The organism is Sphaerisporangium album, assembly GCF_003323745.1.
GTDB lineage: Bacteria > Actinomycetota > Actinomycetes > Streptosporangiales > Streptosporangiaceae > Sphaerisporangium > Sphaerisporangium album.
Window position 1 is genome coordinate 162,421 of the sequence record NZ_QOIL01000007.1, and the last position, 22,152, is coordinate 184,572.

The following is a 22,152-nucleotide window of genomic DNA, read 5'->3' on the forward strand; positions in this document are numbered from 1 at the left end:
CCAGGGCCGCCGGGTATGGCCCTGACGGCCCTGGGCGATCTTGCACCGGATTCCGGGATCTTGGTAAGATTGCCCGGCCTACGGCATTGCCTGTTGGTGCTTCCATTCAGGCCGATCGGGCGGGGCGGCGTCGCTTGGTGTCAGCCGGTCGCGGCGCCCCCGCCGGGTCGATCATCCGTAGGTGGAGGCCGTGGTGAAGCTCGAGGCCGAGCTGGCGGGGCAGGAAGCGCTGGACGCGGAGGTCGCGCTGCTGAAGCTGCCGAGGGCGTTGCCCTGCGGGAGCTCCTCGACGGCGAGGTCGCCGTCCAGGGCGTAGAGCTCGAACTGGTTCGTGGTCATGTGGTTCACCTCCCATCGGGGAACGCGGGTGGCCAATGAAGCCGGCCTGTCAGCCCAAGCAGCCGACGCAGGCGACGCTCGACACCGTGCTGGGGCAGGCAGCGCAGGCCGCGGTGGTCGTGCTGCTCAAGGTGCCGAGGGCGTTGCCCTGCGGCAGCTCCTCGACGGCGAAGTCGCCGTCCAGGGCGTAGAGCTCGAACTGGTCCGTGGTCATGTGGTTCACCTCCCATCACGGGGACGCGGGCCGACGCGGGCGGCCGAAGCGAGCCGGCCTGTCAGCCGAAGGTCGAGGCGCTGCCGACGCTCGCGGCGGAGCTGCCGGGGCAGGACGCGGTGGACGCCGAGGAGGCGGAGAACCAGCAGCCGAGGGCGTTGCCCTGCGGCAGCTCCTCGATCGCCAGGTCACCGTCGATGGCGTACAGCTCGAACTGGTTCGCGGACATGAGCTTCACTCCTTTCGGGATTTCGGGGGTCGCGCCCGAGGGCGCCTAGGCGATGGTGGCCTGCGTCGAGACGCAGCTCGTGCACGCGTTGCAGGAGGCGCACGGGAAGCAGGCGGCGCAGGCGAGGGCGTTGCCCTGCGGAAGTTCCTCGATCGCGAGGTCACCGTTCAGGGCGTACAGGTCGAACTCGATGTGCGACATCACGGTGACGCCTCTCGAGCCGGGGGAATCAGCCCTGGCAGTTGGCGGTCATGATGCTGCCCGCGGTGCTGGGGCAGCTGGCCGTGCCGACCGTCGAGGCGGTGCTGTAGGTGCCGAGCGCCACGCCCTCGGGAACCTGCTCCAGGAACAGGCCGTCGTCGGGGAGCTCCACGGTGTGCAGGTCGAGCTGGAAGTCCATCTTGATCATCCCTTCGGTATCAGGTGTAGGTGGAGAACGAGCTGAACGAAGAGGCGCTGGTGGCGGGGCAGGACGCGCTGGACCCCGTGCCGGCCGTCGAGACGGACGCGAGCGCGTTGCCGTCGGCGAGGGTCTCCAGCTCGAGCGAGTCGCCGAGGGCGTAGAGCTCGAGTTCGGTTCCGGACATGATCACTCCTTTCTGGTCTGTCGGGGTCACCGGTGGCCGGTCGCCACCGGAGAGGTCTGGGGGGCGCGCGCGGGGGCGCCCAGGGCGAGGGCGAAGATCTGGTGCCGGCTGGTGCCGTCGCTGCGCAGCGGCCGGCGCACGGAGGCGGGGATGAAGCCCGCGAACACCGTGCCGACCAGGCCGCAGGCCACCGCGTCCAGCCACATCGTGTACGCGGCGGCGGACACGCGGCCGAGCAGCATCCGGTAGCCGTGGCCGCCGTGGACCTCGCCGACGCGCTCCAGGTCGGCGTTGATGGAGACGATGGCGGCGGACTCGCAGAACTCCCACTGCAGCGTGAGGTCGTGCAGCGCGGCGGCGGGCGGCAGGGGCGCGACGGGGGTGTAGGAGCGCCGCGGAGCGTCCAGCCGGAACATCCCGGGCTCCAGGCCGCCCACCCGGAAGGCGACGACGTCGGTCCGCAGGCCGCAGTCGCCCTGCAGGTCCGGCCAGGCGGCGGCGTCCTCCTCGATGCCGCGGGCGACCACGCCGGCCAGCAGGGAGGCCTCGATCGGGTCCGGGGAGAAGAAACGGGTGGACCTGCGCGTGCGCAGCGCGGTCAGAAGGTCGCCCCGGGGGTGGTGGTCCTCGCCGGCCGTCACGCTCGGGCCCAGCGGGGCGGGCTCGGAGCGCGGCCGCGGGGACTCCGGCGCGCCAGCGGGCGCGGGGGCACGGAACGAGCTGATGAGCTCCGCGGCGAGCTCGTGCGGGCTGCTCACGCGCCGCCTCCCAGGTCGATGATCGCGGTGACGGGTTCGAGGTCGGGGTCGACGCCGAGGACGCGGGTGACGGCCTCGTCGTCCCAGGCGGGCCGCAGGGCCATGCGGAGGCCGAGCGCGCGCGCCGCCTCGCGGGCCGTCGCCTGGGCGCAGCCGGAGTCCAGCAGGACGATGCGCAGGGCGAAGGCCGCGTACTTCTGCGCCACCTTGGGGAAGTCGCCGCTCAGCACCAGCGTCAGCGGCGTCCCGCCGGGGACGGCGTCCGCCGCCCGCGACAGCCGGGCCAGGCGGTGCTCGGGGCCGACGTAGCCGTAGACGCCGGGCTCGACGCCGGGGACGTCGCGGACGACCGCGTAGGCCGTGACCGAGCCGATGTTGCCCCCGCTGGCCGTCCACCGCAGCACCCGCTGCTCGCTCTCCGCCTTGTTGCCGGCGACGACCGACAGCATCAGGGAGAGCTCCTCCGCCCCGAGCGGGCTCGCGGACGCGCGCGTGGCCAGCCGCTCGTGGGCCGGTGGCGGCAGTTCCACCGCCGGCGCCACCGGCCAGGTCCGCGCGACCCGCTGCAGGGCCAGGTTCGACGGCTTGTAGTGCATCTGGTGGGCTTTGAGGTCGGCGAACTCCTTGGGCGGCATCGCCACCCCGGCCTCGTACCGCGCGGCGAGCGAGGCCCGCGCGGCCACCGGGCCCCCGGCGACCGAGCAGCGCTCGCAGCCGGGCCTCGTCGCCGAGGAGTTGTCCTGCTGGGCGAGGGTCTCCAGGTCCACCGAGCGCCAGCGCATCGGCAGCGGCACCGTGGTGGACCTGGAGACGGCGGCGAACAGCTCGCGGGCGAACAGGGCCACAGCGAGCGCGTGGTCGCCGTCGACCGGCGCGCGGTCGTCGGTGACGTCGCCGGCGGAGAGGCAGTCCAGGCAGGGGGTGATCTGCGGGTCGGCCATCGGGCCGAGGTCGGCCCTGCGCCCGCTGAGGCGCAGCCGCATCAGCGGGACGCCCTTCTCCCAGCAGCGGGCGGCGAGCGCGTCGTCCGGGCGGCCGACGCAGGCCACCAGGGTGGTCTCGACGCGCGGCAGCGGGCCCGTGGCGGGCACGGCGTCCATGGAGCGGCCGAGCTCGGCGCACAGCGCCTCGGCGAGGAAGGGGTCGCCGAAGACCTCGACCCTGGCCGCCTGCAGCCGGGCCGCGGCCTGCTCCCAGGCGGCGTTGGCGCCCGTGGAGTCGCCCACCCGGGACAGGAAGTCGGCGAGGGCGTCGTCGACCTCGTGGGCGAGGTCCTCGGCGGGCGGGGCCTCCTCGATGATCCCGCACGTCCACAGCAGCGACAGCGCCTTGAAGATCACGTCCTCGGTGACGCCGATCTCGCGGGCCAGCTCGGCGTGGTCGCGCACGCCGTCGAGCCGGTCCAGCAGGGCGGGCAGCATCTCGGTGGCCGACCTGCCGCGCAGCAACTGCTTCTTGGGCGCCCCCTCGACCACCACCTGGCCGTCCTCGACGCTGATCACCAGCCCCCTGCGGACGCGCGGCCTTCGGGGGACGCGCAGCTGCGGGTCGAACCGCGCGGCCTCTCCCATGGCCTCCGCAGTGATCACCGACTTGTCGCTCATCGGCTACCCCCCTTGTCGCTCGCGGCGAGGCCGCGCCACAGGTCTTCACTGGTGGGGCGGGGACGGCACCGGAGGCAGCGGTCCACCGCCACCACCGACGCCCTGCTCGTGGCCCCGCTGATCTGGTTGAACCGCCGGACCGTGCCTCCCAGGGCGCCGGGCGCCCGCTCGCCGAACGCCTCGGCGACGGCCTGGCGGGCGAACGCGGTCGCGATGCCCACGTGGTGGCCGGGGTAGCCGCTCGGGTACCTGCCGTCGTTCGCGGCGGCGGCGTGATCGGCATGGCCGGCGCGGACGTGCTGGTCGCGGCGGCGGACGAAGCACCGGTGGCAGGCCGTCCTGCCGGGCAGGACCAGCGGGCCGCACTGGATGTCGGTGGCCCCGGCCAGCACCGCGAACCAGGGGATCCTCCACGCGAAGGCGGCCCGGTCCAGCGCCTCGGCGATGCGGGGCCGCTCGTGGGAGGTCGCCAGCACGATCAGATCGGCGTGCGGCCACGCGCTCGGATGGGTTCCGTCCTCGATGTCCTGGACGGTGGCGGAGAAGTGGCGCTCCAGGCGTCCGGCGACGTCCTTCCCGAACGGTCCGGAGGCGAGGACCAGCAGATGGCGGTCTACGGCGGCGGTGTTCATCATCCTCGGCCTCACGCGAAGGGCTGCGGGTGGGGGTTCACGGCGTCCTCGCCGTACACGGGGTGGCCCATGGCGGCGGGGGCGCGGTACAGCCGCGGGTGCCCCAGATAGCGGGCCCGCTGGGCGAACGAGAGGGGCATGAGCTGCGGGACGAGCACGCGGACGACGGTGGCGCCCACCTGCCGCGCCTCGTCGGTGGTGATGTCCACGACCACGACCTCGCATCCGGCGCGGTGCAGGCGGTCCAGCAGCCACGGCAGCGGGGGCTCGGAGGGATCCGGGGCGGGCAGGTCCGCGAGGTCGCGGGTGGGGCGCTCGCCCTCCAGCAGGAAGTCGAACCGGTGGCGCTGCGCGAGAGGACCGGAGATCAGCGCGCCCCCGACGACGCTGAGCAGGTCCTCGGACGCGCCCGGCGCCCGGCCGGACATCGCGCGCAGGGCGATCCGCAGCGAGGCGGCCTCGCGGTACAGCTTCGCCACCGCCTTGCCGGGGTCGACGTCGCAGGTCGCGACGACCACCTGGGCGAGCGCCGGGTCGTGGTCGGCCAGCAGCAGCCCGTAGACCACCGGGACGCCGAGGTCGGTGGTGGCGTCGAACAGCAGCGTGCGGATGTTCTCCGAGGCGCCGCGCTCGACGAACGCCCGGTGCCCCGGAGCGAGCGTGTCCAGGTCGTAGGTCAGCCGGGGCAGACGCAGGCGCTGGAGCCACGTCAGGGCGATCGAGTCGCGCTCGACCACCTCCAGCAGGCCGTTGACGACGGCGGAGACCGGGTCGCCGTGCGCGGCGCAGCCGGTGGAGACCGGGTGCAGGTAGCGCTCGGCCGCCGACTCGGGCGGGCACTTGAGGTAGACCTGCACCGCGGGGACGTACACCAGGCGGCCCCGGGTGAGGGACCAGCCGCGCACCCAGCGCAGCGGCACCCTCGGGTCCACCGGCACCAGGCCGCACCGGGGGTCGGCCAGCTCGGCGGGCGAGCAGTTCGGCCACTCCCACGGCGGGATCGCGTCGTCGCCGAGTTCGGCGGCGGTCGCCCAGATCATGTCCTCGGCGTGCCAGGCGCAGGAGGAGTAGCGCTCCAGCGACTCGGCGACCGCCAGGTGCGCGGCCGTCTCGCGGTCGAGGGCGCCGCCGGCCCCGTCGAAGTTCCCCGACGCCGGGTCGTGCGCCCATGCGGCCTGCGCGTCGAGCACGGCGCCGGGATTTCCCAGCGACCCGGTGAATATCGGGAAATCGGGTTCGCCCTCGGCGACGGGCAGCCAGGTCAATCTGGAAACGAGCCCGTAAGGGGAGACCAGCTTGCCCATGTTCTGAAGAGATGCGGGGATATCCGTGCTCTTCGGCACTTCCTCAAGCGTGCGCATTCCGAATTCTCCTGTCGAACATGCGGCGACCGCGAATCGGCCCGGGCCGTGCCCGCGGCTGCTGTCGCTTTCTCGGGGAGAGGCTCCGGCGGAGCTGCTCAGCCGTAAAACTAGAATGCCGGGAAATGCGGGGCAATATCCGGTGGCCCGTCTTAGGGAAAACTTAGGAAGCTAAGAGCGGGTTAAGCTGACCGGGTCCACGCTTGACGCGCCCCCGCCGCGCCTGGTAACCGGCCTCAGCCGACGCCGTACTTCACTTCCCGGTAGTACCGCACCGCCCCCGGGTGCAGGGGCACCGGCTCGGTGAACACGGCCGTGCGTTCGTGCAGGTGGCGGGCCTCGGCGTGGGTCGCCGCCAGTTCCCCGCGCGACTCGAACAGCAGCTTGGTGATCCGGTACGCCAGGTCGGCGGGCATCGCCGCGTTGGCGACGAGCAGGTTGTGCACGCCGATGGTCGACACGTCGGCGTCGAGCCCGTAGGTGTTGGCGGGGACGGTCCTGGTGACGTAGACGCCGTCGTACTCCCGCTGGAGGGCGGGCACGTACGCGCCGAGCGGCAGCAGCCGGATCGGCGACGAGCGGGCGAGGGCGGCGATCGCCGGGGTGGGAATGCCGCCGGAGAAGAAGAAGCCCCGGATCTCGCCCCGGCGCATGGCGTCGGCCGAGTCGGCCACGCCCAGCCGCACGAGCCGCGAGGGCTCGATGCCCGCGGTGCGCAGCAGGCGCAGGACGATCAGCTCGGTGCCCGACTCGGGCGCGCCGACGGACACCGCGGTCCCGGAGATGTCGGCGGGCCTGCGGATCGGGTCGCCCGCGCCCGTGGTGAACTGGAGGTAGTCGTCGTACAGCAGGGCCAGGCTGGTGATCGGCCGGCGGCCGAGGAACGGCGCGTGCCCGGCCACGGCGAGGGCGACCGCGTCGATGCTGGCGAAGCCGAGGTCGGCCCGGCCCGCGGCGACCAGGTGCAGGTTCTCGATCGAGGCGGCGCTCCTCGTGACGACGACGTCGACGTCCCAGCGCCGCCGCATGACGGCCGCCAGCGCCTCGCCGAGCGCGTAGTACACGCCGCCGGTGCCGCCGGTCGCGATGGTGAGGCGCTCGCGGTGGCCGCGCGAGGAGCACGCGCCGACGCCCAGGAGGAGCGCGGAGGCGAGCGCCGCGCGCCGCGAGACCCCGCTCACGGCCCCGCGCACGGTTCTGTCCACGGCTCTGTTCACGGCCCCGTCCACGGCTCTGTTCACAGCCCCGTTCACCACTCTGGTCACGGCCTCGCTCACGGCCCCGCTCACGACTCCCCCTCGACCGCGGGTACGGCCTCGGCCCCGCCGGCCGCCACGCGGCGCAGCCGGACGCGGGCCTCCAGGCCCCGGGGGAACGCCTCCAGCAGGTCGAACCGCCCGCCGGCCCGCGTCACCAGGGTCGCGCAGATCGTCAGCCCGAGGCCCGTCCCGTCGATGTTCTGGCTGTCCCTGCCGCGCCAGAACGGCTCGGTGGCCTTGGCGCGGGCCTCGGCGGGCAAGCCGGGACCGTCGTCCACCACGCGGGCCTCGGCCCACCCGTCCTCGTCCCCCACGTGGACGGTGACCGTCCCGCCGCGGCCGCTGAACTTGATCGCGTTGTCGATGAGCGCGTCCAGGACCTGCGCGAGCATCCCCTCGCTGCTCTCCGCCGTGAGCGACGCCTCTCCCCTGCGCTCCAGCCGCACGCCCCGGCGGGCCGCCAGCGAGCGCCACGCCGAGACCCGCTCGCGCACCACCGTGCCCACGTCCTCCCGGCACAGCAGCACCGAGTCGGACTCGGCGCGGCCGAAAGCCAGCAGGCCCTCGCACACGCGCGACAGCCGGTCCACCTCCTCAACGCAGATGCCGAGGCCCGGGGCGGCGGGCGGGTGGACGTAGCCGAGTTCCTCCAGTTGCAGGTGGAGGACGGCCAGCGGGGTGCGGAGCTGGTGGCTGGCGTGGGCGACGAAGACGCGCTGCCGGGCGATCAGCCGTTCGATCGTGTCGCCCATGGTGTTGAACGCCTCGGCGAGGCTGCGCAGCTCCGGCGGTCCCGAGCAGGGCTCGGCGCGGGCGGTGAGCTCCCCGGCGGCGATGGAGGTGGCCGCCCGGTGCAGGGTGCGGACCGGGCGGAGGATCCACCGGATCACCGGCTCCACCATGATCCCCGCCAGGACGATGACGCCGACGCCGACGAGCAGCAGGACGGTCCACTGGTCGAGGATGCGCGTCCTGAGCTCCTTGGTGGGTGAGACCGTCAGCGCGGCCCCCACGCACTCGCCGCCGACGAAGACCGGGATGGCGACGACGTAGGGCCGGGAGTCCCAGGGCCAGACGATCTCGCCGGAGGTCGCCCGCTCGCCGAACAGGGCGGCGGTCGCCTGCTCGGCCATGCCGGGGCCGAGGCTCCGGTCGGCCGAGGACGACGCGACGACCAGGCCGTCCCGGGCCACCACCAGCGTGCGGACGCCGTACAGGTTCTGGTAGCGCGCGAGCTCCTGGGCGAGGCCGCCGCGCTCGCCGGACAGGGCGGTTCCGGCCATCTGGGCGAAGTGCTCGGTGTCGGACTGCCGGTCGAGCACGAGCCGCTGGGTGTTGTTCCTGGCCGTCGAGATGGCGAACGGGACGGCGAGGCAGACGAGGGTCAGGGCGATCAGGGAACGGAAGACGACGGCGATCCGCCTTCGCATGGCGCCCGCCGATCAGTCGGCCGCCGGGGCGCCGAGCCTGTAGCCCACGCCGCGGACGGTCTCCAGGATCGCGGGACGGCCTAATTTGGACCGTAAGTTGGTGATGTGCACGTCCAGGGTGCGGGCGGCCGCCTTGCCCGAGTCGTGCCAGATCTCCAGCAGGAGCTGTTCGCGGTTGACGACCTTTCCGTGGTTCTCGGCGAGGCGGGCGAGCAGCCCGAACTCCTTCGGCGTCAGGCCGATGGGCCGTCCGGCGCGTGAGACCGTGTGCGCGGCCATGTCGAGGGTGAGGTCCTCCACCACGATGGTGGGGCTCATGGTGGTGCGCGGGCGCCGCATGACCGCCTGGATCCGCGCCTCCAGCTCGACCATGCTGAACGGTTTGGGCATGTAGTCGTCGGCGCCGGCGCGGAGCCCGAGGATGCGGTCGTGCTCGGCGCCCCTGGCCGAGAGCATGATGATCGGGATGCTGCTGAACCGGCGGATCGAGCGGCAGAAGTCGACGCCGTCCTCGTCGGGCAGGCCGAGGTCGAGGAGGATCAGGTCGTACCCCGTGGCCTGCCGGGCCTCCTCACCGGTGGAGGCGTGTGCGACGTTGTAGCCGTATCTGCGCAGGACGGCGGTGAGAGCGGCGGCCATCCGCCTGTCGTCCTCGACCAGAAGAATATTCATTTAGCCCCCTTTTGTCCCCGCGCTGGACACTATCCAGGGACATATCCCTCAACAAGCCGTCGATCATCTACATTTGATAACGCTTCGCGTGTTGAATTGCCGTGCGGGCATGCCGCTGGATATACCGGCGGGACACCGGCCGCTTCCCGCCAGGGGCATGATGAGGGTTATTCATATTCGCGGTCCCGCCCCTGGAAGAGGGCCGCGCGGCGTGGAGACGTCGCCGGCCGCAACCCCGCACGGGCGGGCGCCCGCCCCCGGACGCGGCCCTCTGCGGGCCCCCGGCGACCGGCAAGCTCGCTGACCAGGACATTGAAACACGACGGGCCCGGAAGATCAATCTTCTGCCGCCGGCCTCCTGCCGCGGCCGCGCGGCTTCGCGGCTTTCCGAGCACCGTCCGGCGAGAGGCGGGCCTGCCGTCGGCGGCGCGGGGAAACCGTCCGGCGAAAAGCCCGCGCCAATTGCGGCGGGCGTCCGCGGCCGTCATTCCCGCACGAGGCCGCATTTCATCGAATGTTAAACCGAAAATGGAACGGTACATTCGCCCGCGGCTCACTACGCGACGAGGGGAACGGTTAAATCGACGGCCGCCGGTCGCGGGCGGGCAGCGTGACGACCTCGACGAGATCCCCGAGGTCGACGTACCCGGCGACCTCCGCCACCGACCGGCAGTAGGCCACCACGTACCCGTACTGGCTGACGCGCAGCAGCGACCGCCCGTTCAGCCGCACGGCCTCGACCTCGTGCCCGGCGGCGCCCACCCATCGCGACATGGGCGAAGGATACGAATCCGCAGGTCGAGCAGTGGCAAAACCGGCCCGGCCTCCCCGTGGACAGGGTCTTGACGGGGGGCCGTCCACAGGTATGTTCCGGTTAGGAAACTTTCCTAAGAGAAACGTCCGCTACCCGTGAGAATGCAGGAGGAAGCACACGTGAAGTACAGGAAGTGGGCGGCCGCCCTCGGCGGCGCCGCGCTGCTCGCCGTCGCGCTGCCGGGCGGCACCGCCTACGCGATCCCGGGCACCTGCAGCACCTGGGTGTCGAACGGCTACGTCAACAGCCTCTGCGAGACCGGCACCGGCGAGCACCAGGTCTACCTCGTCGCCCGCCACGTGAACCCCCAGGTCGGCGTCATCACCAACGAGGGCCCCTGGGTTCCGGTGGGCCAGATCTCCACCGCGCGCATCCCCGCGACCGGAACGCTCCAGAACTACTGGGTCAACCTGCGCTGAGTCCCGCCCGAGGCCGAGGCGGGGACCACGGTCGCGTCCTCGACCGGCGACTGGGCCGACGAGGTCGCGACCTACTGCTTCACCACTCCCAACGATGATTCAGACGAGAGTGCCCCTCACGAATCATCGCTTCCCGTGGCCGTCCCGTCGGAGGCGATTCCCTCGACGGTGGTGACCTCGGTGAGCCCGGAGATGGTCAGGACGGGTGCGAGCAACGGGTTGGCGACGAGCCGGATGCGTGAGGAGTGGGAGAAAAGGACGGTCAGACCCGCGCTGTCGAGATAGTCCACCGCACTCAGATCGACGAGCAGCAGGCCGTCGCCGGTCGACCTGGTCAGCGCGTCGTCCAGGGCACCGGCGTTGCTCATGTCGATCTCACCGCTGACGGCGAGGACCGGGGTGCCGTCGGGCCGCTCTGCGACGACCAGGGTCAGAGGGGTGGTCATCGAGTGATCCTCGCATGCATGTCGACGATGGTTCCGGCGGCACCGGGGTGGATGGTGACCTCGTGCATCAGGGCGCGCATGAGAGCGACGCCCCGGCCTCGATGAAGATTCGCCTCGGGTTGCGGAGGCTTCCAGCGGCCGGAGTCGGCGACGGTCAGGTGCAGACTGCCGGCGGTGGCGACCGCCCGCAGGCGGATCGTGCGGCCGGGGGCGTGGCGGTGTCCGTGCTCGATCGCGTTGGCGCAGGCCTCCCCGGCCGCGACGAGCACGTTCTGGATCAGCTTGGGGGTGAGCTGGCAACGGCTCAGCCAGTCCCGCAGGGCCGTGCGCACGGGGGCGAGCTGGCGCGATTCTGCGGGAAAGGCCAGCTCCAGCGGGGCGGGCTGCCGGTACAGCAGCAGGGCGACGTCGTCGTTGAAGCCGCCGTCCGGCGCGAGGTCGGCCATGACGTCGGCCGCCAGGTCCTCGATGGGGGTGGACCGGCCGGCCTGGACGGCGGCGCTGGCCTGGTCGATGCCGGCGGTCAGCGGACGCCGGCGGCGCTCGACCAGACCGTCGGTGTACAGCAGCAGGGTCGATCGGGCCGGCACCGTGCACCTGGCCTCGGGCCGCGGATGGCCCGGCCGTACGGCCAGCGGGGTGGATCGGCCGCCCTCCAGGAGCACGACGCTCCCGTCGGCGTGGGCCAGGATGCCCGGGGGATGACCGGCGCTGGAGTAGACGAGGTCGCCGGTGGCGGTGTCCAGGACGCCACAGAAGACGGTGGTGCACTTGGCGCCCGGGACGAGGGCGGCGAACCGGTCGAGGGCGGAGAACACCTGCGCGGGGCCGGCGTCCTGCAACAGCAGGGCGCGGCAGGCGCTGCGCAGTTGCCCCATGACGGCCGCCGCCTCCAACCCTCGTCCCACGCAGTCGCCGACCACGATCCCGATGCGCTCTTCGGCCAGCGGCACGATGTCGTACCAGTCGCCGCCGACCTCCAGGGGACGGCCGGCCGGTTCGTATCGCACGGCGAAGCCGGAGGGGAGCCGGGCCGGGCCGAGGATGGCGCGCTGGAGGGCCACGGCGGCCTCACGCTGCTGGTCGAGCTGGTGGACCCGGTGCAGGCCCTGGCCGAGATGGCCGGCCAGCAGCGCCAGCAAGGTCTGGTCCTCACCGGTGAAGGGCCGGTTCTGGCCCAGGTCGATCCAGACGGCCAGCAGGCCCCCGGGGTACTCCAGGGTGACGCCGGCCCCGCCCGCCTCGGGGGCGACCGGACGCAGCGGAGGCTGCTCACGCAGCGCTTCCAGCTTCTCGCGCGACCGCTCCGGCAGGTCCTGCCAGCCGCTCGCCTCAGGCACGCAGACGAGGTCCGGCGGGCCGTCACCGTTCCAGACGGCGGCCAGGACCTGCCGGGCGTGCCAGACCCCCTGCAGGGCCTCCAGCGCCTCGCACAGGGCGTCGGTCAGGTCGTCCGCCTGGGAGACGCGCATGCTGAGCGCCGCCAGCGCGCTCTCACGCTGCACGAGGTAGCGCTCGGCGGTGACGTCGCGCATGGTGCCCACCACGCGGCGTCTGCCGGTGTCAGGGTCGCTGACGTCGTTGAAGGTGGCCGCGATCCAGAGCCGGTGCCCGTCACGATGGGTGACGGGGACCACGGCGCTACCCCGGCCATCGCCGACCAGCCGGGCGAACACCTCGGCGACCTTCGCGTGGGCCTGTGGGTCGTCGCTCTCGTCCGGCCACCAGGGATACCGGGGAATGTAGGGCAGGCCTTCGGGCCCGTAGCCGAGGATGTCGGTGAACGCCGAGTTGATCTCGATCACGGCGCCGTTCTCGTCGGCGACGAAGAACGCCTCCTGCAGGGAGTCGATCATGGCGTTGCGCCACCGGGCGTGATGGCCGCGCATCCGGGCCAGCTCCACGTTGGCCCGCGCCCGCGCGAGCAGCTCGGCGGCGGAGAACGGTTTGACCAGGTAGTCGTCCGCTCCCGCCTCCAGGCCCTCGATGGATGCCTCCTGCCCGGCACGGGCCGACAGCAACAGCACCGGAACACCGGCGGTCCGCGGATCGGCCCGCAGCGCCGCGACCAGGGCCAGGCCGTCCAGGCGAGGCATCATCACATCGCTGACCACGAGGTCGGGGGCGTCCGCGCGGATGGCGTCCAGGGCCTGCTGCCCGTCGCTGACGGCGCTGACGAGGTAGCCGGCGCCCTTGAGGAGGCGGACGAGGTACTCGCGCATGTCGGCGTTGTCGTCGGCGATCAGCACCCGGGCGGGCGCGCCCTCACCCGACGCCGAGGGCTGGGCGCCGGTGGAGACACCGGCCGGGGCCGTCGCCTCGGCGGCCACGCCGTCCCCGGGGAGCCAGCGCAGGGCCTCTTCGACGAAGGGGTCCGCGGTGGCCGAGACCACCTCCGCCGCTCTGGGCGGGACCAGGCTGCCGGCCGGCAGGTGACCGGAACCGAAGGGCAGCCGGATGGTGAAGGTCGTGCCCTCGCCCGCGACGCTGCCGGCGGTGATGGTGCCGCCGTGAAGGCCGACCAGTTCCTGTACCAGGGCCAGTCCGATGCCGCTGCCCTCGTTGGAGCGCGACCGCGCGCTCTCGATGCGGTGGAACCGCTCGAACAGCCGCGGCACCTCCTCGGCCGGGACGCCGATCCCCGTGTCGGTGACGGTCACCACCGCATGGGCGCCCTCCGCGCGCACCGTGACGCCGACCGAGCCCTCGAAGGTGAACTTCAGCGCGTTGCTCAGCAGGTTGAGCACCACCTTCTCCCACATGCCCCGGTCGATGTACACCGGCTCGGCAAGCGGAGGGCAGTTCACCTCGAAGACCAGGCCGGCCCTGTCGATCGCGGAACGGAAGACGCTGGCCAGCTCGGCGGTCACGGCCGCCAGGTCCACCGGCTCGTAGCGGGCCTGCATGCGACCGGCCTCGATGCGGGAGAAGTCGAGCAGCGTGTTGACGAGTTTGCCGAGGCGCAGCCCGTTGCGGTGGACGACCTCCAGGTCCTGGCGCACCTGCTCATCGGCGTCGGTCAGCGCGGTCCGCAGTTCCTGCACCGGCCCCATGATCAAGGTCAGGGGCGTGCGGAACTCGTGGCTGATGTTGGAGAAGAAGACGGTCTTCGCCCGGTCCAGCTCGGCCAGTTCCTCCGCCCGCCGCTGCTGGGCCTGGTAGCTGCGGGCGCTCGCGACCCCGGCCGCGACATGCCCCGCGGCCAGCTCGATGAACCCGCGATAGCCGTCGTCCAGGGGCCGGTACCGGTTGAGCGCGGCCACCAGGAACCCGTGCGGCACCCCGCCCTGCTGGAGCAAGGGCACCACCAGCGCCTGAGCGGGCGGCTCCGGCCAGTCCCCGGACGGGAGGCCGGCGAACCTGGTGCCGTCGAGCGCCATCAGCACCGATTTCCCCTGCGCCAGCGCCGCCGCGGGCCATACCCCGCCGGGATCGCCGAGCGGCAGGGTGACGGGGGCGCTCGGGTGCCCGGCGGAGATCCCGGTCGCCCCCGCCAGCCGCGCGCGGCCGTGATCGTCGAACAGGTAGGTCAATGTGAACGGCAGGTCGTGCGGGTTGCGGTCGAGCTGCCGGCAGGCGAACGCCAGCATCTCCTGCTCAGTGCGGACCACGCTGGGATCGGACCCGAGATCCCGCAGTGTCGCCATCCGCCGCTCGCCGATGACCCCGTCGGTCACCTCACTGACGACGCACAGCATGCCGACCACCGCGCCGGTGTCGTCGCGAAGGGGACTGTAGGAGAACGTGTGATAGGTCTCCTCCGGATAGCCCGCCCGTTTCAGGAACAGCAGCAGCGCCTCGTCCCAGGTCGCCTCTCCCGTGGCGAGCACGGCGTCGATCCGCGGGCCGATGTCGTCCCAGATCTCCGCCCACACCTCGCGGGCCGGCCGGCCGAGCGCCCACGGGTATTTCCGGCCCAGGGTGTCGCGGCGGTAGGCGGCGTTGCAGAAGAACGTCAGCTCCGGCCCCCACGCCATCCACATGGAGAACCGGGACGACAGCAGGATGCTCACCGTCGTCTGCAGGCTCTGCGGCCACTCGGACGGCGGCCCGAGCGGGGTCGCCCGCCAGTCCACCATCGCCAGATCCCGGCCGACCTCATCGTCGACGGTGAATATCCCGGCCCCGGCCGCTGCCACCGGCCCGCGCTCAGCGTCGTCACCGCGCGTCATCTGACACCCCTTCGTTCACACCGGCCCGCTCCTCTGCGCCGGGCTCGTCACCGCGCCGTCGCCCCGTCGCGGGCGCCTCCATGCCCGCGGATCGGTGACGCCCCGCTCGTCGCCTCGCCCGCCTCCGCGTGAGCGGATCGATGTCCACCGGCCTGATCCGGCAGGTCATGTTCAGGATGAGGTCAACGGTTACGTACAATAGGGCAACTTATTCTGGGGCTTTGCGTCCGCCTCGTGCGCCGTGAGGAGCATGCCGGGAAGGAGCCAGACGTCAACGCCACCGACGAAGCGCGCCGACTGGCGGCCGTGCGCCGCTACGCGGTCCCGGACGATCCCGGCGACGGCGCGTTGGACCGGGTGGCCTCGCTGGCCGCGCGCATCTTCCACGCCCCCATCGCCACCGTCACCATCATCGACGACGAGTGGGTCCGCTGCCACGCCGGCCACGGGATATCGGCGCGGCTGTGCCAGACCCGGCGTGCCGTGAGCCTGTGCGCCTCGGCCCTCGCCCATGACGGCGCCTTCGTCATCCCGGACGCCTCGGCGGACCCGCGCGTCTCGGCCGATCCGATGGTGGCCGGCGAGCCGGGCGTCCGCTTCTACGCGGCGGCCCCGATCACCACCCCCGATGGCCACCGCCTGGGCAGCGTCAACGTCATGGACACACGCCCCCGGCAGGCCGGCGTCGAGGAGCTCGACGCCCTGCGAGACCTGGCCGCCCTGGTCATGGGCGAACTGGAGTCGCGGCTGGCCACCTCACGTATCGTCGCCGCCGAACGCCGCCAGCGCGCCGACGCCGAACGCCTGGCCCGCATCCTCCAGCGCACGCTCCTCCCCCCGGCCCTGCCTCAGGTGCCGGGCCTGCACGCGGCCGCGGCCTATCACCCCGTCTCCGCCGACGAGGTCGGCGGGGACTTCTACGACCTGTTCCCCCTTGACGGCAACCGCTGGGGGTTCTTCCTCGGGGACGTCTGCGGCAAGGGCGCCGATGCGGCCGTCCTGACCTCCCTGATCCGTTACACGCTGCGCGCCGCCGCCGTCTACGACCCCGACCCGTGCACGGTGTTGGCCAACCTGGACGCGGTCCTGCAGCAGGAGCACGCCGGCGGCGTCACGCCGCCGCCGTACTGCACCGCCATTTTCGGAGTCCTGGAACCTGGCCCGGACGGGTTCACCGTCACGCTCGCCGGCGGCGGGCATCCTCCCGCCCTGATCGTGCGCGCGAACGGCACCGTCGAGCCTCTCCACCCGGACGGCGGGCAGCTCATCGGCATCCTGCGCGACCCTCACTTCGCGCAGGTGAGCACTCGCCTGAACGCCGGAGACGCGTTGCTGCTGTACACCGACGGCCTCACCGAGGCCCGCACCGCGAGCGGATCCATGCTGGACCAGGAAGGCCTCGCCGCCTACCTGGCGAGCACCGCCCCCGCCGGCGCCGACGACCTTCTCGCCACGGTGCACGAACTGATCACGACCCTGGGCAAGGGCGTGTCGGACGACACCGCGGTGCTCGCCCTGTCCATCCCCGTCCGCTCGACGACCGTAGCCTCCCGGGAGCCTTGTGCAGCATGACCACGGTCTGACCGTCACCCTCGAACCGCGTTCCACTCACCTCCACGTGCTGAGCGTGGCCGGCGATCTGGATCACCACACCACCCCGCGCCTGCGGGCGGCTTTGGACGAACTCACGCTCGCCCCCGGCAATGGGCTGGTGATCGACCTGTCGGCACTGAAGTTCTGCGACTCCACCGGCGTCTCGATACTGATCGCCGCGCACCAGCGCGCCCAGGAGGCCGGGGCGGCGCTGGCCCTGGCCGGCCTCGATCCCGACCTCGCCCACATATTCTCGATCATGGGCCTGGACCGCTTGTTCTCCTTCTACGACACCACGGAAGCCGCCCTAGCCGCCTTGCAGTGAACGGTCTCGGCTCGCCCTGGCTCCGAGACGTCTCGTGGTGGGTGAGGGGCACAGGCAGTGAGCCTTCGGGCTCAGGTGGTGTCGCCGGCCCGTCGGCGGCTGAGGATCGCGGCGATCGGCAGGGCCGCGGCCAGGCCGCTGAGCAGTACCGCGGCGAGTGCTCCCAGGACGGCCGGTTCGTCGCCGAAGGCGATGCCGGCGGCGGCCAGCGCGGGGCCGGCGTTGCGCACCGCCGCGACGCCCCCCATGGTGGTGCGGCGCGCCGGCGACCCGGTCGCGAGCACGGTGCCGATGGCGAAGGCGGCTCCGGCGAGGACGAATCCCGCCAGCAGGGTGCGTGAGCCGATCAGCGCGACGACGTCGCGCCAGTTGCCCGCCAGCATGCCCACCAGCACGATCAGGAACGTCACGTTCGACACCCTGGCGGCGGCGGGATGCCACGACCGCGCCGTGGCGGGCGCGTAGTGGCGCGTGATCAGTCCGATGGCGAACGGGACGAGCTGCAGGACGGCCACGGTCCGCACCAGCGCCGCGACGTCCAGGGAGATCCCCGCGCCGACTCCGGCCGCGGTGAGTATGGCGTTGGCCGTCAGGCCGAAGGTGACGCTGCCGACGGCGGCGAGCAGCACCTGCGTCGCCGCGCCCGCGACCACGTCTCCCTTTTGCACCATCGCCAGTTTCGCCCCGAACGGACCACCCGGTGACGAGGCGGTCAGCACCATCGCGATGAACGCCGCCGCCGGCAGGCCGAACAGCGCGGCGACGCCCCAGCCCAGCAGCGGGATGACCACCAGGTTGGCCAGCAGCGCCAGCAGCGGCGACAACGGGCCGGCGAAGATCGCGCGCAACGCCGGCAGCGTGGCTCCCAGACCGGCGGCGAACATCGTCGCCGCGATGAACACCACGGTGATCGCGTTGAAGAGCAACCGCAGCATGTCCATGACATCTCCACCGGCGAGCGCAGGCCACGGGCCACAGGTGGCGCCTGCCGCGCCTTCAGTCGTCCAGATCGCCGAGCCAGCTCAGGGCGTTCAGCCCCGGCATGAAGCAGTACTCGCCGCCACGGGTGACGACGAAGCGCGGCAGCGCCCGCAGACGCCGCCGAAGTGGCCGCTGAGGAATGGTGAAGTCGCCGGGGCCGTCGCCCGAGCCGACGATGGGATCGCGTGCGTCGCCCGCGCCGAAGAAGAGGCCGTCGTTCATCCATTCGGACTGGACGAACTCGAACTGCCGCCCCAGATGCGCCCCGACGAAGGCGAACATCAGCCCGCGCTCGGCCCCGTCGTCCTCCAGCGCCCCTTCGGGCAGCGGCGGGCCGTAGGCGGTGCCGCGCCGGATCATCCGGTGCAGTCTCGGCACGCCCGCCACCGCCGCGTCGCGGGGGTTGCCCCGGCGGATGTGGCAGCCACAGGGCGTGGTGAATCCCGCCGGATCGTCGTGCTCGTACAGGAAGGCGTTGTTGCGGCGGCGGTCGGCGCCGAGGCCGGGCTCGTCGCGCGACGGGCTGAGCGCCAGCGGCGCGCCGCTGCGCCAGCGTCCCATGATCTTCGCGGCCAGCAGTTCCTCGTCCTCGGGGCCGGTGGAGTTGTCCCTCAGGTAGCGGCGGAAGGCGGCGACGCGCTGGTGGAGTTTGCGGAAGGCCACGTAGGTGCCGTTGCGCCCCAGGATCTCGGGGCGCGGGGCCTGGACGCCACCGAGTTCGTCGGGGTAGCCGAGCACGAACTCACCGGCCTTGAGCGGCGCCTCCAGCGGATTGGATCCGGGGATGCCGCTGCCTTCGACGGCCGGGTGGCTGATGCCGTCGCGGTAACCGAAGGGTTCGGTCTCGGTGGGTAGAGCATGACAGTCCTGCCGCCAGATCGCGGTCACACCGGAGAGCCGCTGATAGGCGGGGCGGGCGCGGTCGATGGCCGTTTCCAGCCGGGCGCGGTCGGGCGCGAGCGCCACCAGCACCACGTGGACATCAAGCGTGCCCAGCGGCGCCTCCCAGTGCTCGGGGCCGCTGTCGCCGACATCGCCCAGCGCCGCGGCCCGAGCGGCCATCCCTTGCCGGAACTCCCAGGCGAACGTCTCCAGCGCCTCCGCCGGCACCCCCAGGGCCCTGAGGCCGTGGACGGTGAGCGCGACGCTCACCCAGGTCTCGCCCAGCGGGCTTTCCGTGTCGGCGGCCGAGGTGACCACGGCGCGTATGCGCCGCATCAGCTCCCGCCCGTGCGCGCGGTCGTCGAGGCGGAGCAGGATGTAGGTCGCCGCGTACGGGCTCGGCCGCGGGCTGAGGACTCCGCGCTGGATGTCGCCGAGGTCGAGCACGGCATGCGTTCGTGCGGTCACCGATGTCCTCCTCCCGAAACCGCCGGGGCGTTACTTCACCGAGGCGATGTTCTTCCAGAAGGCGCGCAGGCTCTCGTCGCCGCCGAACAGCGAGCTGAAGATCGTGGAGTCGGCCAGCAGCACGTCACCGGCCCGCTCTCCGGCGGGGGGCATCCACAGGAACATGTTGAACTCGGTGTTGCCGGCCTCGGTGAAGGGGTGCGGCGGCCTGGAGGGGTCGACCGGCTGCCTGCCCAGCACGTGGACGACCTCCGGGCCCTCGCTCGTCACGGCGTAGTGCGGCAGGTGCATGTGGAAGTTGAAGTTGCTCACGCCGTCCAGCCACCCTTTGGCGTCCAGGTCCCTGCTGACGGACAGCGGCGCGATCTTCTTGGCCTCCCGCACCGCGGGCCGCAGCCCGTAGCGGTTCTCCACCGGCACACCCAGCCCGTGCATCAAGCCTCGGACATAGCGAGCGAAGCGCTGCTGGCGCGGCACCAGGGGGTCGCCGTGGTGGTGGTACTCCGCGTCGCGCACGGCCAGGTCCTCCGATGCCCCGACATCGTGGTGCGGCCCCAGGACCAGGCAGGTCCCCTCCCGGGTGAGGAAGTGCCGCAGCGCCTCGATCTCCCCGGGCTCGGCGTCCTGCCCGGTGACCATGTGGTCCAGCCCGAACACCAGCAGGGTGTCGGTGTCGGCCAGCACCCGCTCGTCCAGCACGGTACGGAAACCGGCCTGGTCGATGCGCTGGTACACCGGCACGGGGTGTCCGGTGGTCTCCTGGACGAATTGCTGGAACGGCGCCCAGCCCCAGAAGAACAGCTCCAGTGATCCGGCGATGCCCTGCTGGAACTGGAGCGGATCAGACCAGCGGGGTTCCTCGTAGGCCGGCCAGTTCACACGGCGGACCTCCGTCATCGTGGAGAACCGGTTGTCGAGCTCGGCCGTGTTCCGACCCGCCTCGGCCGGATAACTCCACGAGACGTAGATGCTCACCCGCCGCCGCCCGGAGGTGTACGCGCGCGGCACATGATTCTGGTTGTAGGTGCGGGCGGTGCTGGATTCGCTCATCTTCATCACCCATCGCCAACCGGCCCAGGCTCAGGGGCCTGGCTCACTGCATCTGGTCGAGCATCTCCGACAGGGCGCTTCTGACCCGTAGCGCCTTTTTGATCTCATCGGCGGTGACGTACGGATACTCTCCGTACTCGATGAAGCTCGGGCAGTGGTGCTCACGAACGAACCTGGCGAACGCCCCGGGGTTGGTCTTCCAGTCCTCGGGAAATCCCACGAGGTTCTCGAACGCCGTGTTCACCCCCGCCTTGCCGAACAGCGCGACGGCGTCTTCGGTGTACTTGTCGAAGTCGGTGTCGAAGATCCCCTGGTACATGAACCGGGTGTCGTCGTCGAACAGCACCCAGCGCAGGTAATGCAGCTTCAGCGGTGCGAGAAGATGCGGATCGGCCTCCAGGGCCTTGGCCAGCGCGTAGCCGTGGTCGCGGATCGCCTCGGCCCGGCCGGGCTTGACGTCGGCGATGATGGTGAACCCGTAGCACGCCGGGGTCCGCGGGAAGACGGGGCCGTATTTCCCCTGTTCGAGGTGGCCGGTCTCCTTGGGGATGACCACTGCCTGAGGCGTGATCTCCATGTCCGCTCCTCCCTCACCCGGTCAGAGGGGGAACAAGCCAACGGCAGCCTGACACGGACGATTATCCCACACAGCGAAGACGAAGAACCGGAGGGCAGACAGTGGAGAACCCCGCCTCGGACTGACCCGCGCTGACTCCTTACGTGTCGCATCGCCACTGGTCAGGGCCTAACTCGCGTCCAGCCGCCAATTCGCCCTCGACGGCAGAGGCAGCTCGGTGGAGCCAGGCGACCGGCGGCCGGTGATGAACAGGAAGGCGTCCCGGCCGCGGTGGCCAAGCAAAGGGGCCATCCGATCGAGCACCCAGCGAGGTACCGGCACCTCGCGGCGCGAGGAGGAGTTCTTGGGTACTCCTTCCACTTTCCCTTCCGGGTGACCACTCCGCGGATGGAGATTTTCGCGCGCAGCCAGTCGATGGGGTTGCCGGTCCCGTCCTCTCGCTCGGCCCCGCACACACCGCCGCCTCGCCCCACCGGGGGCCGGCGTAGCACATCAGGTCCGTCATGACCCCGTGCGTCTCGGGCAGTTCGGCCACGATCGCGGCCACCTTCTGGCACGGGGACACTGGGGTGATCCCCTCCAGGACCGCGTTCCCGAGCATGCTGGCGAGCAGGTTGTAGGAGCGGCGGATCGCCTGCCGCCCGTCGCCCTCCTCCATCTGCCGCACCCATGCCTGCACGTCCAGGCGGCCGTTGTGTCGCCATTCCTCCCCGTGCGGCAGGATGCGCAACCGGAACTGCGCGTTGTCGCCACGACGGGTCTCCTCCTCCACGACGCGGGCCGGCTACCACTTCGTGTGCCACTCCCCACCGTGATCCGGCTCGCCACTGCTCGGCAGATCAGACCGTCTGCGTCCGCAGATCGGCCAGTTGGAACAGCTCAGTGGCATGGTCGGCGATCAACTCGGCTATCGAGGCCGGCTTGAGCGCGATACGAGCGATGCATTCGGCGGTCAGCGGACTCGTCTCGATGATGTACTCGCCTCGCGCCCGGTCGGCGAACTCCGGGCCGGTGCGCCGGCCGGAATCCCAGTGCGCGATGCGGGCGAGGTAGAAGTACTCCCGCTCGTCGCCGCGCTCGTTGATCTGCACCAGCGCGTGCACGACGGCGTCGCCGGCGAGCTCCTCACGAATCTCCCGGGTGAGCGCGGCCTCCAGGCTCGCGTCGGTGGGCTCGACGCCGCCTCCAGGCAGGACCCAGTACGGTTCGACGCCGGGGCGTACCCGTTTGATGGTGAGCAGGGCGCCGCTCGGGGTGATGAGGATGGCCCGCACGCGTTCCTTCTGCCCCGCACTGACCTGCCCTGACACATGACGTGTTGCATCGTTGCTGGTCAGAGC

Annotated in this window: 24 protein-coding genes; 3 read left to right on the forward strand and 21 right to left on the reverse strand. The window is 71.8% G+C overall.

Annotated elements, in window-relative coordinates; translation table 11 throughout:
- Positions 1-171 precede the first annotated feature (171 nt).
- From DQ384_RS14680 to DQ384_RS14745, 14 genes are all read right to left on the reverse strand, one after another.
- Positions 172-339, reverse strand: coding sequence for a thiocillin family RiPP (locus DQ384_RS14680; RefSeq protein ID WP_114029346.1), 168 nt, complete (start codon positions 337-339; stop codon positions 172-174).
- A 49-nt stretch (positions 340-388) separates the two neighbouring features.
- Positions 389-553 (reverse strand): thiocillin family RiPP, encoded by a 165-nt coding sequence (locus DQ384_RS14685; RefSeq protein WP_114029494.1) that lies wholly within the window; start codon positions 551-553, stop codon positions 389-391.
- A gap of 61 nt (positions 554-614) precedes the next feature.
- Positions 615-782: a thiocillin family RiPP gene (locus DQ384_RS14690; RefSeq protein WP_114029495.1), complete on the reverse strand. Its 168-nt coding sequence runs from the start codon at positions 780-782 to the stop codon at positions 615-617.
- Between the two features lie 45 nt (positions 783-827).
- Positions 828-983 (reverse strand): thiocillin family RiPP, encoded by a 156-nt coding sequence (locus DQ384_RS14695; protein WP_114029347.1) that lies wholly within the window; start codon positions 981-983, stop codon positions 828-830.
- A 28-nt stretch (positions 984-1,011) separates the two neighbouring features.
- Positions 1,012-1,191 (reverse strand): thiocillin family RiPP, encoded by a 180-nt coding sequence (locus DQ384_RS14700; protein ID WP_220182950.1) that lies wholly within the window; start codon positions 1,189-1,191, stop codon positions 1,012-1,014.
- Positions 1,192-1,201: 10 nt separating this feature from the next.
- Positions 1,202-1,369, reverse strand: a complete 168-nt coding sequence (locus DQ384_RS14705; protein ID WP_114029348.1) for a thiocillin family RiPP — start codon at positions 1,367-1,369, stop codon at positions 1,202-1,204.
- Between the two features lie 26 nt (positions 1,370-1,395).
- Positions 1,396-2,127, reverse strand: coding sequence for a nitroreductase family protein (locus DQ384_RS14710; protein ID WP_114029349.1), 732 nt, complete (start codon positions 2,125-2,127; stop codon positions 1,396-1,398).
- On the reverse strand, positions 2,124-3,731 hold the full coding sequence (locus DQ384_RS14715; RefSeq protein ID WP_114029350.1) for a nitroreductase family protein: 1,608 nt from the start codon (positions 3,729-3,731) through the stop codon (positions 2,124-2,126). The genes DQ384_RS14710 and DQ384_RS14715 overlap by 4 nt, the downstream gene beginning before the upstream one ends.
- Entirely contained in the window at positions 3,728-4,366 is a 639-nt protein-coding gene (locus DQ384_RS14720) for a hypothetical protein (RefSeq protein ID WP_114029351.1), read from the reverse strand. The genes DQ384_RS14715 and DQ384_RS14720 overlap by 4 nt, the downstream gene beginning before the upstream one ends.
- Positions 4,367-4,374: 8 nt before the next feature.
- Positions 4,375-5,724, reverse strand: a complete 1,350-nt coding sequence (locus DQ384_RS14725; protein ID WP_114029352.1) for a YcaO-like family protein — start codon at positions 5,722-5,724, stop codon at positions 4,375-4,377.
- Between the two features lie 236 nt (positions 5,725-5,960).
- On the reverse strand, positions 5,961-6,941 hold the full coding sequence (locus DQ384_RS14730) for a TAXI family TRAP transporter solute-binding subunit (RefSeq protein WP_181871215.1): 981 nt from the start codon (positions 6,939-6,941) through the stop codon (positions 5,961-5,963).
- Positions 6,942-7,009: 68 nt separating this feature from the next.
- Positions 7,010-8,413, reverse strand: coding sequence for a sensor histidine kinase (locus DQ384_RS14735; RefSeq protein WP_114029354.1), 1,404 nt, complete (start codon positions 8,411-8,413; stop codon positions 7,010-7,012).
- Positions 8,414-8,425: 12 nt separating this feature from the next.
- Positions 8,426-9,085, reverse strand: a complete 660-nt coding sequence (locus DQ384_RS14740) for a response regulator transcription factor (protein ID WP_114029355.1) — start codon at positions 9,083-9,085, stop codon at positions 8,426-8,428.
- 576 nt (positions 9,086-9,661) lie between these two features.
- Entirely contained in the window at positions 9,662-9,859 is a 198-nt protein-coding gene (locus DQ384_RS14745; protein ID WP_114029356.1) for a transposase, read from the reverse strand.
- Between the two features lie 159 nt (positions 9,860-10,018).
- On the opposite strand from DQ384_RS14745, the gene DQ384_RS14750 reads away from it, so the two are divergent.
- Positions 10,019-10,318 carry a hypothetical protein gene (locus DQ384_RS14750; RefSeq protein ID WP_114029357.1) on the forward strand — a complete coding sequence of 100 codons (300 nt, stop codon included), beginning with the start codon at positions 10,019-10,021 and terminating at the stop codon, positions 10,316-10,318.
- 116 nt (positions 10,319-10,434) lie between these two features.
- Here the strand turns inward: DQ384_RS14750 and DQ384_RS14755 are convergent, their stop codons facing one another.
- Both DQ384_RS14755 and DQ384_RS14760 read right to left on the reverse strand, forming a co-directional pair.
- On the reverse strand, positions 10,435-10,764 hold the full coding sequence (locus tag DQ384_RS14755) for an STAS domain-containing protein (RefSeq protein WP_114029358.1): 330 nt from the start codon (positions 10,762-10,764) through the stop codon (positions 10,435-10,437).
- Entirely contained in the window at positions 10,761-14,936 is a 4,176-nt protein-coding gene (locus DQ384_RS14760; protein ID WP_114029359.1) for a SpoIIE family protein phosphatase, read from the reverse strand. Before DQ384_RS14760 ends, DQ384_RS14755 begins: the two co-directional genes overlap by 4 nt.
- Positions 14,937-15,170: 234 nt before the next feature.
- On the opposite strand from DQ384_RS14760, the gene DQ384_RS14765 reads away from it, so the two are divergent.
- Positions 15,171-16,508, forward strand: coding sequence for a PP2C family protein-serine/threonine phosphatase (locus DQ384_RS14765; protein WP_114029360.1), 1,338 nt, complete (start codon positions 15,171-15,173; stop codon positions 16,506-16,508).
- Positions 16,498-16,854, forward strand: coding sequence for an STAS domain-containing protein (locus DQ384_RS14770; protein WP_245966477.1), 357 nt, complete (start codon positions 16,498-16,500; stop codon positions 16,852-16,854). The genes DQ384_RS14765 and DQ384_RS14770 overlap by 11 nt, the downstream gene beginning before the upstream one ends.
- Before the next feature lie 71 nt (positions 16,855-16,925).
- On the opposite strand, the gene DQ384_RS14775 is transcribed toward DQ384_RS14770, so the two are convergent.
- The 5 genes from DQ384_RS14775 to DQ384_RS14795 all read right to left on the reverse strand — a co-directional run bounded on the left by DQ384_RS14775 (position 16,926) and on the right by DQ384_RS14795 (position 22,086).
- Positions 16,926-17,795 carry a bile acid:sodium symporter family protein gene (locus DQ384_RS14775; RefSeq protein WP_114029361.1) on the reverse strand — a complete coding sequence of 290 codons (870 nt, stop codon included), beginning with the start codon at positions 17,793-17,795 and terminating at the stop codon, positions 16,926-16,928.
- Between the two features lie 55 nt (positions 17,796-17,850).
- Entirely contained in the window at positions 17,851-19,185 is a 1,335-nt protein-coding gene (locus DQ384_RS14780; protein WP_220182951.1) for a Dyp-type peroxidase, read from the reverse strand.
- Positions 19,186-19,215: 30 nt separating this feature from the next.
- Entirely contained in the window at positions 19,216-20,235 is a 1,020-nt protein-coding gene (locus tag DQ384_RS14785) for a hypothetical protein (protein ID WP_114029498.1), read from the reverse strand.
- 43 nt (positions 20,236-20,278) lie between these two features.
- Complete coding sequence (locus DQ384_RS14790; protein WP_114029363.1) at positions 20,279-20,812, reverse strand: hypothetical protein; 534 nt, start codon at positions 20,810-20,812, stop codon at positions 20,279-20,281.
- 839 nt (positions 20,813-21,651) lie between these two features.
- A complete protein-coding gene (locus tag DQ384_RS14795) occupies positions 21,652-22,086 on the reverse strand; it encodes an NUDIX domain-containing protein (RefSeq protein WP_220182952.1) in 435 nt (144 codons plus the stop codon).
- Positions 22,087-22,152 lie beyond the last annotated feature (66 nt).

Coding starts and splice junctions, on each gene's coding strand:
- DQ384_RS14680 (WP_114029346.1), bottom strand. CDS start 339: ATGACCACGAACCAGTTCGAGCTCTACGCCCTGGACGGCGACCTCGCC.
- DQ384_RS14685 (WP_114029494.1), bottom strand. CDS start 553: ATGACCACGGACCAGTTCGAGCTCTACGCCCTGGACGGCGACTTCGCC.
- DQ384_RS14690 (WP_114029495.1), bottom strand. CDS start 782: ATGTCCGCGAACCAGTTCGAGCTGTACGCCATCGACGGTGACCTGGCG.
- DQ384_RS14695 (WP_114029347.1), bottom strand. CDS start 983: ATGTCGCACATCGAGTTCGACCTGTACGCCCTGAACGGTGACCTCGCG.
- DQ384_RS14700 (WP_220182950.1), bottom strand. CDS start 1,191: ATGATCAAGATGGACTTCCAGCTCGACCTGCACACCGTGGAGCTCCCC.
- DQ384_RS14705 (WP_114029348.1), bottom strand. CDS start 1,369: ATGTCCGGAACCGAACTCGAGCTCTACGCCCTCGGCGACTCGCTCGAG.
- DQ384_RS14715 (WP_114029350.1), bottom strand. CDS start 3,731: ATGAGCGACAAGTCGGTGATCACTGCGGAGGCCATGGGAGAGGCCGCG.
- DQ384_RS14720 (WP_114029351.1), bottom strand. CDS start 4,366: ATGATGAACACCGCCGCCGTAGACCGCCATCTGCTGGTCCTCGCCTCC.
- DQ384_RS14725 (WP_114029352.1), bottom strand. CDS start 5,724: ATGCGCACGCTTGAGGAAGTGCCGAAGAGCACGGATATCCCCGCATCT.
- DQ384_RS14735 (WP_114029354.1), bottom strand. CDS start 8,413: ATGCGAAGGCGGATCGCCGTCGTCTTCCGTTCCCTGATCGCCCTGACC.
- DQ384_RS14740 (WP_114029355.1), bottom strand. CDS start 9,085: ATGAATATTCTTCTGGTCGAGGACGACAGGCGGATGGCCGCCGCTCTC.
- DQ384_RS14745 (WP_114029356.1), bottom strand. CDS start 9,859: ATGTCGCGATGGGTGGGCGCCGCCGGGCACGAGGTCGAGGCCGTGCGG.
- DQ384_RS14755 (WP_114029358.1), bottom strand. CDS start 10,764: ATGACCACCCCTCTGACCCTGGTCGTCGCAGAGCGGCCCGACGGCACC.
- DQ384_RS14760 (WP_114029359.1), bottom strand. CDS start 14,936: ATGACGCGCGGTGACGACGCTGAGCGCGGGCCGGTGGCAGCGGCCGGG.
- DQ384_RS14775 (WP_114029361.1), bottom strand. CDS start 17,795: ATGGACATGCTGCGGTTGCTCTTCAACGCGATCACCGTGGTGTTCATC.
- DQ384_RS14785 (WP_114029498.1), bottom strand. CDS start 20,235: ATGAGCGAATCCAGCACCGCCCGCACCTACAACCAGAATCATGTGCCG.
- DQ384_RS14790 (WP_114029363.1), bottom strand. CDS start 20,812: ATGGAGATCACGCCTCAGGCAGTGGTCATCCCCAAGGAGACCGGCCAC.